The 11676-nt window shown below is 65.6% G+C and carries 8 protein-coding genes and 3 tRNA genes; 8 read left to right on the top strand and 3 right to left on the bottom strand.

Annotated features, from left to right (window positions below; genetic code table 11):
- Window position 1 precedes the first annotated feature (1 nt).
- Window positions 2–577: a peptide deformylase gene (gene def / locus G584_RS0105525; RefSeq protein ID WP_028493725.1), complete on the top strand. Its 576-nt coding sequence runs from the start codon at window positions 2–4 to the stop codon at window positions 575–577.
- The gene (gene fmt / locus G584_RS0105530) at window positions 574–1488 is read left to right on the top strand and encodes a methionyl-tRNA formyltransferase (RefSeq protein ID WP_028493726.1); all 915 of its coding nucleotides are present in this window, start codon (window positions 574–576) and stop codon (window positions 1486–1488) included. The genes def and fmt overlap by 4 nt, the downstream gene beginning before the upstream one ends.
- Window positions 1489–1524: 36 nt before the next feature.
- Here the strand turns inward: fmt and G584_RS0105535 are convergent, their stop codons facing one another.
- Window positions 1525–3282 carry a hypothetical protein gene (locus tag G584_RS0105535; protein ID WP_028493727.1) on the bottom strand — a complete coding sequence of 586 codons (1758 nt, stop codon included), beginning with the start codon at window positions 3280–3282 and terminating at the stop codon, window positions 1525–1527.
- Window positions 3279–3890: a hypothetical protein gene (locus G584_RS0105540; protein WP_245563324.1), complete on the bottom strand. Its 612-nt coding sequence runs from the start codon at window positions 3888–3890 to the stop codon at window positions 3279–3281. Before G584_RS0105540 ends, G584_RS0105535 begins: the two co-directional genes overlap by 4 nt.
- Window positions 3891–3968: 78 nt before the next feature.
- Between G584_RS0105540 and G584_RS0105545 the strand changes: the two genes are divergently transcribed.
- From G584_RS0105545 to G584_RS0105565, 5 genes are all read left to right on the top strand, one after another.
- Window positions 3969–4042: transfer RNA gene (locus tag G584_RS0105545), tRNA-Gln, on the top strand.
- A gap of 6 nt (window positions 4043–4048) precedes the next feature.
- Window positions 4049–4123, top strand: a tRNA-Glu gene (locus tag G584_RS0105550).
- A 21-nt stretch (window positions 4124–4144) separates the two neighbouring features.
- Window positions 4145–4220: transfer RNA gene (locus tag G584_RS0105555), tRNA-Glu, on the top strand.
- A 132-nt stretch (window positions 4221–4352) separates the two neighbouring features.
- Entirely contained in the window at window positions 4353–5327 is a 975-nt protein-coding gene (gene trxB / locus G584_RS0105560) for a thioredoxin-disulfide reductase (protein WP_028493729.1), read from the top strand.
- 8 nt (window positions 5328–5335) lie between these two features.
- Window positions 5336–6571 (top strand): DUF4127 family protein, encoded by a 1236-nt coding sequence (locus G584_RS0105565; protein WP_028493730.1) that lies wholly within the window; start codon window positions 5336–5338, stop codon window positions 6569–6571.
- Window positions 6572–6629: 58 nt separating this feature from the next.
- On the opposite strand, the gene glmS is transcribed toward G584_RS0105565, so the two are convergent.
- Window positions 6630–8444 carry a glutamine--fructose-6-phosphate transaminase (isomerizing) gene (gene glmS, locus G584_RS0105570; RefSeq protein ID WP_028493731.1) on the bottom strand — a complete coding sequence of 605 codons (1815 nt, stop codon included), beginning with the start codon at window positions 8442–8444 and terminating at the stop codon, window positions 6630–6632.
- A gap of 477 nt (window positions 8445–8921) precedes the next feature.
- Between glmS and G584_RS0105580 the strand changes: the two genes are divergently transcribed.
- Entirely contained in the window at window positions 8922–11603 is a 2682-nt protein-coding gene (locus G584_RS0105580; protein WP_028493733.1) for an S-layer homology domain-containing protein, read from the top strand.
- Window positions 11604–11676 lie beyond the last annotated feature (73 nt).

The following is an 11676-nucleotide window of genomic DNA, read 5'->3' on the forward strand; positions in this document are numbered from 1 at the left end:
GATGATTTACCCCATACGCCTTTACGGGGACCCGGTGCTCCGCAAGCGGGCGCGGCCTGTCCAGGACTTTAGGGGCCTCAAGAAGCTTGCCGAGGACATGCTGGAGACCATGTTTGAGGCCCGGGGAGTGGGCCTGGCCGCACCCCAGATTGGGCTTTCCCAGCGCTTCTTTGTGGCGGTGGAGTACGCCGATGAGCCCGAGGGGGAGGAGAGGCCCCTCCGCGACCTGGTGCGCCGGATTTACGTGGTGGCCAACCCGGTGATCACCCACCGGGAGGGGGAGGTGGAGGGGCTGGAAGGGTGCCTCTCCCTCCCTGGCCTTTACGCTGAGGAGGTACCCCGGGCGGAGCGGATCCGGGTGGAATACCAGGACGAGGAGGGAAGGCCCCGCGCCCTGGAGCTGGAGGGGTATATGGCCAGGGTCTTCCAGCACGAGATTGACCACCTGGACGGTATCCTCTTCTTCGAACGCCTGCCCAAGGCCAAGCGGGAAGCCTTCCTGGAGGAAAACCGGGCGGAGCTGGCCCGGATGCAGAAGGAGGCCAGGGCGCTTTTGAAGGAGCTTTCCCAGGGATGAGGGTGGCCTTCTTCGGCACGCCTGCCTGGGCGGTGCCGGTATTGGATGCCCTAAACCGCCGCCACCAGGTGGTCCTGGTGGTCACCCAGCCGGATAAGCCCAAGGGCCGGGGCCTCAAGCCCGCTCCCAGTCCGGTGGCGGAGTACGCCTTGGCCCACGGGCTTCCCCTTTTGAAGCCCGAACGCCTTAAGGGGAACCGGGAGTTTCTGGAGGCCTTTAAGGCCGTGGCCCCGGAGGTGGCGGTAACCGCCGCTTACGGCAAGATCCTTCCCAAGGAGGTCCTCGAGGTTCCCCCCTGGGGGTTCTTGAACCTCCATCCCTCCCTTCTTCCCAAGTACCGCGGCCCGGCCCCGGTGCCCTGGGCCCTCATCCACGGGGAAAGGGAGACCGGGGTGGCCATCATGAAGACCGAGGAGGGCCTGGACACCGGCCCCCTTTACGCCCTTTGGCGTACGGAGATAGGCCCCGAGGAGGATGCGGTGGCCCTTTCCGAGCGCCTTAGGGACAAGGGCATCGAGCTTCTCCTTTGGGTCTTGGAAAACCTTCCCCACCTCACCCCCGCGCCCCAGGAGGGCGAGCCCTCCTATGCCCCTCTCCTTACCAAGGAGGAGGGGCGTATCCGCTTTGCGGATAGCGCCCAGGCCATCTACAACCGCCACCGGGGGGTGCAGCCCTGGCCGGGAAGCTACTTCTTCCACGGGGGCAGGCGGGTGAAGGTCCTAAAGATGCGCCCCGAGCCGGGGGCGGGGGAGCCTGGGGTGGTGCTGGGAGTAGACCGGGAAGGGGTCTTGGTGGGTACCGGGGAGGGAGCCATCCGGCTTTTGGAGGTCCAGCCCGAGGGAAAGCGCCCCATGCCTGCGGCCGACTGGGCGCGGGGGTATGGGGTGGGGCCGGGTACCCGCTTGGAATGAGGGGACTCCCCAACCTGGTTTAGCCGGGTTGGGGCCTTAAAACTCCTCGTCCCACTCCACGATGGTTTCGCTGGTGAGGGTGGTGGCGGATGGCCTTTGGTCTTGGGTGGCGGTTACCTCCCGCCCCCGCTCCCTGAGGAGGCCGAACTGGGCGGCGATGCCCCTGAGCCCGGCCGCGCTGAAGGCCACCACCAGGAAGATGGCGCTCCCCCAGGCCAGGTAGGGCACCAGGCCTTGGCCGATGGAGAGGTTGCTCAGGAAGGCCAGGAAGGGCGCACCCCCATAATCGGCCATGATGGCGCCGAAGTAGGAGAGCCCCTCCACCACGATGGGCAGGAAGAGGAAGAGAAAGGCCAGGGCCAGCAGGTTCCAGTAGACGTTTCGCCCCCCGAAGGTGAGGCGGATCAGGTAGAGGGGAAAGAGGCTTAAGGCCGCGGCCAGGAGAAAGAGGACGGCCCGGGGGATGCCTGCGCTCAGGGTGAGCCAGAGCTTGAAGGAAAGCCAGGGGGTGGAGGCGGGGCCTTGGGCGAACTGCCTCTTTAGTTCCTCGAGGCCTTCGTATACGGCGAACACATCCAGGGTGCGAAGGCCCGTTGCCGTGGAGAGGTGGATTAGGCTGGAGCTTACCTGCTGGGTAAGCTCGGGATTGATCAAGGAGAACAGGGGTTCCAGCTGCACCTGAAACCGCCAGAGCGTCCTTTGCAGGTGCTCCCTGGCCAGGTCGGGATTGGCCCTGCCCAGGGCGTTGGCGGCAAGCCCCACCTCCAACAAGACCTGGTCTACGGCGTCCAGGAGCTCAAAGTTGTAGTTGTATCCCAGGTCATAGGCTTGCTGGCGGAACCGCCTGGCGGTTTCGGGGTCCATCCAAGGGGGCGTGCGGAACGTTTCCACCGTGGCCACCGCGTCCAGAGAAGGAGAGGATGCGGGGGAGGCTTGGGGAGCAGGGGAAATGGGAGGGGAAGCGGAAGGCGAAGGGATAGGGGGAGAGGGCGGGGAAGCAGCCGAAGGCGTGGAGGAGGGTTTCCCCGCAGAGGGGCCGGGGGAGGACTGGGCCGGAGCGGGGGAAGGTGGGGGGGTAGCCGAAGGGGAAGGCGCCGCCTGGGTTTGCAAATGCCTTCGCCAAGCCAGGGCCCTTTCCTGCAAACCCCTTACCGAGGATCGGAAGTCCTCCCCACCGGAAACCTGGCCTATGGCCTGGATGAAGTCCTGGGCTTTAAGGGTGCTTTGGGGGCTATCCTGGATTACCAGGAAGCGGGCGTAGGCCCGGGCCAAGGCCAGGTAGGCCTGGGGGCGGGAGCCGGCGGAAAGAGCCTGGCCCAGGTCCTCGGCCATGAGTTGCAGGTAGCCGGCTTCCAGCCTGCGCCGGGCTTCCTCGGGAGCCAGGCTTTCCGCCCCCTGGGCCACGGGCTGGGATAAACCGGTGGCCCGGACCAGGCGGGTGAGGTAAAGGGCTTTTTGGCCAGGGGGGGCCTGGAAGAAACCATCGTAAAGCGCCTTGCCCAGCAGGTGGCGCACCAGGAGGAGGCGGGCCTCGAGGTCCACCCGGCTTTGCCTAAGCACCGCCTGCCGGGCGTCCTGCAGGTGCAGCAGAGTGGCGTCGCGCAACACAGGAGGAAGCCCGTCGCTTTCCTGTCGCAGAAGGCTTTGCGCCCGGTCCAGGGCGGAAAGGGCCTGGGTGGGGTTTTCCAGGCGCACCTGCCTTAGGGCTTCCTCCAGGCGGTCGTAGACCTGGGGCAGGGGGGCGGCCAAGGCCAGAAGGCCGAGGAATGGGGCTAGGGCAAACCACCGTTTCATCCGTTGACCTCCGCTAGGGATATGAGCCGCCTCAAGGCGTGAAGGAGGCGGCCGATATTGGCTTCCTTTCTGGCGAGAAGGCCGATGTATCCCTGGGCCAGGGGTCTTAAGGCCACGATTTCCCTTTCTAGGATGGCATAGAAGATTCCGTAACCCTGGCGCTTGAGGAGGGGATAGGCCAGGTCCAAGGGGGCAGGCTCCCCGGAAAAAAGCTCCTCCTTGCCGTTTGTGCCTGCCACTACCACCCCCGTCACCCCCTCCAGGCGGGCGAGCCTCTTGGCCAAGTGCTGGCGGGCCAAGGGATCCTCGAGGTCCACAGCCTCCACGGGTAGCCCTTCTTCCTCGGTTTCGGAGGCCTCGGCTTCCGCCACCTGGGAAGCGGCGAGCTCCCTCCATTCCCGGGCCAGGGCCTTAAGCTCGGGGGGCATTTCCCGGAAGGGCAGGAGGCGGCGGAGCTCAGGCCAGAGGATTTCCTCTAGAAGGTGCGCCCACTCCCCTGGCGAGGTGGGCCTTCTCTGGGCCAAGGCCCGCCTCAGCAGGTTCTCCGCAGCCCGGGGGGAAACATACCGGCTTAGAACCTCCAAAAGGCTTTCCTCGTTCGCCGCCATAGAGGGCACCCTGGGGCTTGCCAATCTGCCCCTCAGAGTGTACCATAACCTCTGCCCGAGCGATCGGGCAAAAGCCGCTGGGGTGTCGTCTAACGGCAGGACAGCGGACTCTGGATCCGCCGGTCGTGGTTCGAGTCCACGCACCCCAGCCAAAACCTGGCCCCATCGACTAGTGGTTAGGTCACCGCCCTTTCAAGGCGGCGGCGGGGGTTCGAGTCCCCCTGGGGTCACCAGAAGCAGTCCGAGCCGCGCACGGCCCCATCGTCTAGAGGCCTAGGACACGGCCCTCTCAAGGCCGAGACGGGGGTTCGAATCCCCCTGGGGTCACCAGATGCGGCTCGGATTGCTTTTTCATCCGGCTGAAGCTTGCCTTGACTTGCGCCCGGGGGTTGGGGGAAACTGGGTAAGCTATACCCCCGCTAGGTATAGGGGGGTGTAACCTGGACGAAGGAGGAGGGATCCATGGAGTTCACCCTCACGGGGCTTGCGGGAAGCGGCGAAAAGGAGGAGCGTTACGACGTGGTCATCATCGGCGGCGGGCCTGCGGGCCTCACCGCGGGGATTTACGCCGGACGGGCCCAGCTCAAGACCGTCATCCTGGAAAAGGGTCTTCCCGGTGGGCAGATCGCCCAGACCGACGAGGTGGAGAACTACCCCGGTTTCCCCGAGGGCATTTCCGGGCCGGAGCTGGCCAGCCGAATGGTCCAGCAGGCGGAGAAGTTCGGGGCCAGGATCGTCATGGACGAGGTGCTGGGCCTCGAGGTCCAGGACGGGGGTTTTCTGGTGCGGGGGTTTGAGCGCTCCTACTTCGGGCGCGCGGTCATCATCGCCACCGGGGCCAATCCCAGGAAGCTCGGGGTGCCCGGGGAGGAGAGGTTCTATGGCCGGGGGGTATCCACCTGCGCCACCTGCGACGGCTTCTTCTACCGCGACAAGGAGGTGGTGGTGGTGGGGGGTGGGGATGCGGCGGTGGAGGAAGGGCTTTTCCTCACCAAGTTCGCCCGCAAGGTAACCCTTGTCCACCGCCGGGACGAGCTGAGGGCCAACAAGGTGGCCCAGGCTCGGGCCTTCCAGAACCCCAAGATGCACTTCCTCTTCTCCCATATCGTCACCGAGGTCCTGGGGGAGGATCAGGTAACGGGGGTGCGCCTTAAGAACCTGAAGACGGGGGAGGAATACGTCTACCCCACGGATGGAGTCTTCGTCTTCATCGGCCACGAGCCCAACACCGCCTTCCTCAAGGGGGTGGTGGAGCTGAGGCCCGACGGCTACGTGGCGGTGCGGGATGAGGTCTTCACCTCGGTGCCTGGCATCTTCGCCGCCGGGGATGTGGCGGACCCCATCTACCGCCAGCTCACCACCAGCGTGGGGGCGGGCACCCGGGCGGCCATGATGGCGGAGCGCTACCTGGCGGAGGCCCATGAGAAGGTGAGTTAGGGCTTGGGGTGCGGGGCCTGGGGCTTTGGGGGCTTTTTCTTTGGGGTTTGGGCCTGGCCCAGGCTTCCATCCTTTACCTTCCCCTGGACGACCGTCCTCCCAACTGGGGCCCGTGCGCCTGGGAGCGGGTGGCCTGCCCTCCCCGGGAGGTCTACCGGGGGCCTGAGGGGGCCGATCTTGCCGCCTTAGGGGCCTGGCTTTTGGCGAGCCCGGGGGAAAAGCTGGTGGCCAGCCTGGACGCCCTGGCCTACGGCGGGCTTCTCCAAAGCCGCCACCTGGCCCTGCCGGCGGAGGATGCCCTGGCTCGGCTTGCACCCCTGCTGGCCTGGAGGGTTCGTTACGGAGGGGAGCTTCTCCTTTTCGGGGTGGTGCCCCGTTGGGACGCCACCCAGCGGCAGAGAAACCGGGCGGTCCTCGAGGCCTTGGCCTCCTGGCCGGGGCTTCCCGGGGTTTATCTGGAGGCGGTTTGGGACGATGCCCTGCGCAACTCCCCCGCCCCCAGAGAGGCTAAGGCCCTTCCCTACCCTAGCCGGCCCGGGGCGGACGAGGCAGGGCAGGTGCTTCTCCTAAGGGCCTTTAGACCAGGTCTAAAGGTCGCCGTGGTCTACGAGGAGGAGGCCCTGGCGGAGCGCATCACCCCTTATGAGGGGATTCCCTTGCGGGACACGGTGAGGGGGGTGTTGCAAAGCGCCCTGGCTATGGAGGTTTCCCTGGAAGGGAGGCCGGACCTGGTCCTTTACGTCTACGGGGGTGGGAATCCCAGGAGGGCTGTCCGCCACCTCCTTGGCCTCATGTCCCGCTTCCCCGTGGCCCTGGCGGATCTTTCCCGGGTGAACCGGGGGGATCCTGGGCTCATGGCTTACCTGCTGGGCCTCGGGCTTTACCCCCGCCTTGCCTCCTACGCCTCCTGGGGTACCCCGGCCAACAACCTGGGAAGCGCCCTGGCCCAGGGAGGGCTTTTCCTGAAGGACCCGGAGGCGCGGCTTAGGCGCCTGGCCGAGGCCTACTTCGCCCACTGGTGGGGGGAGGTGGGCCGCCCTTGGGCAAGGACCCGTTTCCCCGAGCCCCTGCCCCCGGAGGCCCGGGGGGTGGCGGCTCTTTGGCCGTACCTGGAGCTGGAGGGGTACCGGGTGGACCTCGAGGGCCTGCGCTTCCCCTGGGATCGATCCTTTGAGGCCGAGGCCCGCTTGGGTTTGACCGCCCTTGCCCTTGAGTTTGGGGGTAGGGCCCGGCCCACGTGGTAGGGCGAGGGGCGTTGTGGCCCCAAGCTGGCGGCGGTGTTCCTGAACCCGGTCCGCTAGCCTACTCCACGGTGACGCTCTTGGCCAGGTTCCTGGGCTGGTCCACGTCCCGCCCCAGGAGGACGGCGATCTCGTAGGCCAGAAGCTGCAGGGGCACCACGCTCACGATGGGGGCGAGGAGGGGGTGGACCTCCGGCACGTAGAGCACATCCTGGGCCAGTTTTGGGATCTCCGCATCCCCCTCGGTGGCGATGGCGATCACCCTGCCTCCCCGGGCCCGCACCTCCTGGATGTTGGAGAGGGTCTTCTCGTAAAGAGGCCCCCGGGTGGCCAGGACCACCACCGGCAGGTGCTCGTCGATCAGGGCGATGGGCCCGTGCTTCATCTCCCCGGCGGGGTAGGCCTCCGCGTGGATGTAGCTGATCTCCTTGAGCTTCAGGGCGCCCTCATAAGCCGTGGGGGCCTGCACGTGCCGGCCCAGGAAGAGGAAGTCCTGGGCCTGGTGGTACTTCTCCGCCAGGTGGGCGATGAGGGGACGCTTTTCAAGAACTTCCTCCACCAACCGGGGAAGCTTGCGCATCTCCTTGAGGAGGCCTTGGGCCTTTTCCTTGGGGAGGATCCCCCTCCTTCGGCCAAAGTGGACGGCCAGCATGGCCATGGCGGCAAGCATGGCGATGTAGGCCTTGGTGGAGGCCACCCCGATCTCGGGGCCCGCATGGATGTAGAGCACGTCCTCCACCTCCCGGGTGATGCTGGAGCCCTTGGCGTTGATAACCCCCAGGGTCCTGGCCCCCTTGGCCTTGGCTTCCCGGATGCCCTCCAGGGTGTCTATGGTTTCCCCCGACTGGCTGATGGCGATGGCCAGGGTCTTTTCGTCCACCACGGGATCCCGGTAGCGGTACTCGCTGGCCACGTCCCACTCCGTGGGGATGCGGGCCAGGGCTTCCAGGAGGTACTTCCCGTACCAGCCGGCGTAGGCGGCGGTGCCGCAGGCGATCACGTGGATGCGGTCGATGGCCAGGGGGTCCAGGCCAAGGCCGAGCTCCACATCCCCTTCCTCCTCCCTGAGGCGCCCTCCCAGGGTGTTTTCCAGGACCCAGGGTTGCTCGTAGATTTCCTTGAGCATGTAGTGGGGAAAGCCTCCTTTCTCGGCGGCCTCGAGGGTCCAGTCGATCTCCACCACCTCCCGGGGCAGGGGATGGCCCTCGAGGTCCGTGACCGCCACCTCCTCCCGGGTGATGCGGGCCAGGTCCCCGTCGTGCAGGAAGATGACCCGGCGGGTGTAGGGAAGGAGGGCGGGTACGTCCGAGGCCAGAAAGTTCTCCCCCTCCCCCAGGCCGATCACCAGGGGGCTCACCGTGCGGGCGGCCACGATCTCCTGGTGGTCCTCGTGGGCCACCACCACCGCGTAGGCTCCCCGCACCTCCTTCAGGGCTTCCCTCAGGGCCTGGAAAAGGTCCCCCCGGTACTTCTCCTCTATGAGGTGCGCCAGGACCTCCGTGTCGGTTTCCGAGGCGAAGCGGTGCCCCCGCGCCCTTAGAGCCTCTTTAAGCTCCAGGTAGTTCTCGATGATCCCGTTGTGGATGACGGCGATCTTGCCGTCCTCTGTGGTGTGGGGATGGGCGTTGGGGTCGGTGGGGGCTCCGTGGGTGGCCCAGCGGGTATGGCCGATGCCCAAAGGCCCCTCCAAGCGCTCCTCCTTCAGGGCGCTTTCCAGGGCGGAAAGCTTCCCCGAGCGCTTCACCACCTTAAGCCCTTCCGGGGTCCTTACCGCCACCCCGGCGGAGTCGTATCCCCGGTACTCCAGCCTCCTAAGGCCATCTATGAGCACATCCGTGGCGTTGCGAAAACCGATATAGCCTACGATTCCACACATATAACATCCTTTGGGGTGGCCAAGCGCTTGGCCACCCAGAACCTCCTATCCCTTCGCCCTGCCCCGCGGTTGTCCCTGAAGAGGGCTTTCCCTTGGGGCTTTTCTCAGGCGGGCGGGGCGGGCACACCCCGGGCGGCATCCGCGGATTCCTCGACCTTTCCCGGTTTCCCGGTTATCCCCTTCTCGGGGTCCGCCACCTCGTCAGGCCTTTTCGGCCCCCTGCGCTTCCCGCCTTCCTCCTTCCTGGCTGATTTTTTTCCTCCCTCCCACCCCCCTCCTTCGGCGGAGTATAGCAAAACCTTAAGGCCAAAAGGCTTGACAAGGTCTGGGTGAGGCTTTTATGATACCAGCGGACGCAAGGCGAAAGTTCTTTCTTAGAAGCAAGGTCTTGCGTCCCGGAAGGCACCCTTTGGGGAGGAAACGCGGCAACTCGCCCAAAGCGGAGCTTCCGAAACCCTAAAGGGGGTGTAAGGAAGTATGAAGAAAAGGCTAGTCATGCTACTGGCGGGGCTTTTGACCGTGCTCTCCATGGGCTTCGGTCTAGCCCAGTTCTCCGACGTGCCCGCCGGGCACTGGGCCAAGGAGGCGGTGGAGGCCCTGGCGGCCAAGGGGATCCTCGTGGGCTTCCCCGATGGCACCTACCGGGGCAACGAGACCCTCACCCGCTACCAGGCGGCCCTCATCATCTACCGCCTCCTGCAGCAGATCGAGGAGGAGCTGAAGGCCAAGGGTGAGTCCCCCACCATGCAGGCCATGTCCTCCGAGGACATCGAGGCCCTGAAGAACGCCGTGCAGGAGCTGGCCGCGGAGCTTGCTGCCTTGGGCGTGCGGGTCTCGGCCCTCGAGGACAGCGCCGCCACCAAGGAGGACATCGCCCGCCTCGAGGCCATGATCCAGGAGCTCAAGGCCCAGCCTGCTCCTGAGCCCGGCATGGACGCCGCTGCGCTTCAGGACCTGGCCGACCGGGTGGAGGCGGCCTCCATCGCCGCCGACACTGCCCTGGCCCAGGCCCAGCAGCTGGCCGAGCAGCTGGATGCCTTGGCCCAGGATGTGGAAGGGGTGAAGGGCGACCTGGCTTCCCTCCAGACCCAGGTGGAGGCCAACGCCCAGGCCATCCAGGCCCTCAATGAGCTCGCCGTCCTCCTCAACCAGGATGTCCTCTCCCTGCAGGACCGGGTGACCGCCCTGGAGAAGGGCTTGGCTGACTTGCAGGGGATTGACTTTGAGCAGTTCGCCTCCAAGGAGGATGTGGCTGCGGTGCAGGAGTTCGCCGCCGCCCTCCGCTCCGACTTGGTGGGGCTCTCCGAGAAGGTCTCCAAGCTCGAGGGCCAGGTGGCGGAGCTCTCCAAGGTGCAGTACACCATCTCGGGGAGCCTTACCGCCACCTACGGGATGAAGACCCTTGCGGGCACCAACTTTGATATCGACCGTCTCTTCTCCACGCCTTTCAGCACGGGGGTCTTTGGGGCAAGTCAGGTGGCTTCTTCCGTTATCCTTGAGGACGTCGCTTCCGCCAACCTTTCCAGCGGCTCCCTGAGCCTCACCTTAGGGGTGAAGAACACCGCTCCTGCCGCCACTGGCGTTGCGGTTTCCGAGGCGAGCGCGGTGGTCCAGGTGCCCGTGGCCTTTGGTACATCCTTTAGCGCTGCGCCCACAGTCCGGGTCAACGCCGCCACCGTGCGGGGTAGCGTGGACGGCCAGGCCTTCTCCGTGGCCTACAGCCGCGCGGCCAGCAGCTTCAAGTTCAACGATTACCTCTTCGTCAACGACAGCGATCCCGCGGGCCGCGAGACCCGCCAGGGGGTGGTGGCCACCTTCACGGGGAGCAAGCTGCCTCTGACGCCTACGGTGACGGTAGTAGCTGGGGTGAGCGACACCGCTGACAACGGTGGTGGTGGCGGGAACCTCCAGGGCAACTACTTCGGCTTCCGCTTCGCCACCAAGCCCATTGCTGGCCTGGACCTGGCCCTGAGCTACGCGGCCAACAACGTCAACCCCTCCCGCTCTGCCCTTGGCCTGGACGGCACCTTCAAGCTGGGCGATTTCTCTGTGAAGGGTCTCTTCGTTACCTCCAAGGTGACCAACATTGGTGGTTACTTCCGGGACTACTTTGACCCCGCTGTGGCTGACTGGGCCTACTACGTCCAAGCTGAGGCTAAGCTGGGGCCTTTGGGTCTCAAGGCAAACTACCGGGCCATTGACCCCCAATACGCCAACGGCGTGGCGGGGATGTCTGGTAGCCACCTGGCCTACTATGGAGGCCTGGGAGGCTTCCAGTCACCGGCTCCCTACCCTGCTAATCAGGAAGGCTTGGGGGTTGAGCTTTCGGCCGACTTAGGGCCAATCAGCCTTGCTGCGAAGGGGGATAGCTCCACTACCTATCCCTACACGGGTGGCCCAAGCAGCACTAGCCTTGGGGTTTCCGCTAATACCCGTCTCTTTGCTGGGTTTAGCCTTAAGGCCGCTTACGATACTTCCTACACTGGAACTGGTTACTTTAGCCTTACCACTCAAACGGCCTCTACGGTTACCGCCACCCTGCAACACGATGGCGGAGCCAAGGACGCCCTGGTCAAGGACCTTAACCTGACCTTCCAGGGTACTTACAACACCATTACCAACGTCTTTGGCCTCACCGCCCACGCCACCTACAAGCTGGGGCTTGGTCCCATCAGCCTGGACCGCATCCTTGCCCGCTATGCGGATCCCGACCTGAACGTTGCCAACGACCAGACCCTGAAGGGCGGCCTCCAGGCCTCCTTGGACCTTGGTGGCTTCCTGCCCTTCAAGCCCAAGCTCACGGGCGAGGTGGCGGCCCGGCAGACCGGGGGCGCGGGCGGCACGGAGGAGCTCAAGTGGGGCGTGGGTCTCTCCCTGGGCGAGTTCCTCTTCCCGGGCTCCAGCGCCGAGGTGCGCTACGCCCAGTACCGGGCAAGCAATGTGACCAGCGTGGCCGTAGGCGTGAATGACCATGCCTTTGCTGCGGACAAGGACCGGATTTACTCCGACCCTGGTGCTAACAGCGGTACCCTTGCCGGCTTCAACGTCACCTGGCGCTACTACGACTTCCGCGTGGACTACGGCGAGTACCTGTTGGATCGGTCTGGCGGTCCGGACCACGCCCGTACCTTCCGCGTGACCTACACAGTGAACTTCTAGGCTCCCCAGGCTTAGGCCCCCGCCCTTCGGGGCGGGGGTTCTTTTTCCCTCCCCAACCTCCCCCTAAACTGAG

Source organism: Thermus antranikianii DSM 12462 (assembly GCF_000423905.1).
GTDB classification, from domain to species: Bacteria; Deinococcota; Deinococci; order Deinococcales; family Thermaceae; genus Thermus; species Thermus antranikianii.

Bases quoted from the DNA above. Each gene is read 5' to 3' on its own strand.
- def (WP_028493725.1), top strand. From the start codon at position 2: ATGATTTACCCCATACGCCTTTACGGGGACCCGGTGCTCCGCAAGCGG.
- fmt (WP_028493726.1), top strand. From the start codon at position 574: ATGAGGGTGGCCTTCTTCGGCACGCCTGCCTGGGCGGTGCCGGTATTG.
- G584_RS0105535 (WP_028493727.1), bottom strand. From the start codon at position 3,282: ATGAAACGGTGGTTTGCCCTAGCCCCATTCCTCGGCCTTCTGGCCTTG.
- G584_RS0105540 (WP_245563324.1), bottom strand. From the start codon at position 3,890: ATGGCGGCGAACGAGGAAAGCCTTTTGGAGGTTCTAAGCCGGTATGTT.
- trxB (WP_028493729.1), top strand. From the start codon at position 4,353: ATGGAGTTCACCCTCACGGGGCTTGCGGGAAGCGGCGAAAAGGAGGAG.
- glmS (WP_028493731.1), bottom strand. From the start codon at position 8,444: ATGTGTGGAATCGTAGGCTATATCGGTTTTCGCAACGCCACGGATGTG.
- G584_RS0105580 (WP_028493733.1), top strand. From the start codon at position 8,922: ATGAAGAAAAGGCTAGTCATGCTACTGGCGGGGCTTTTGACCGTGCTC.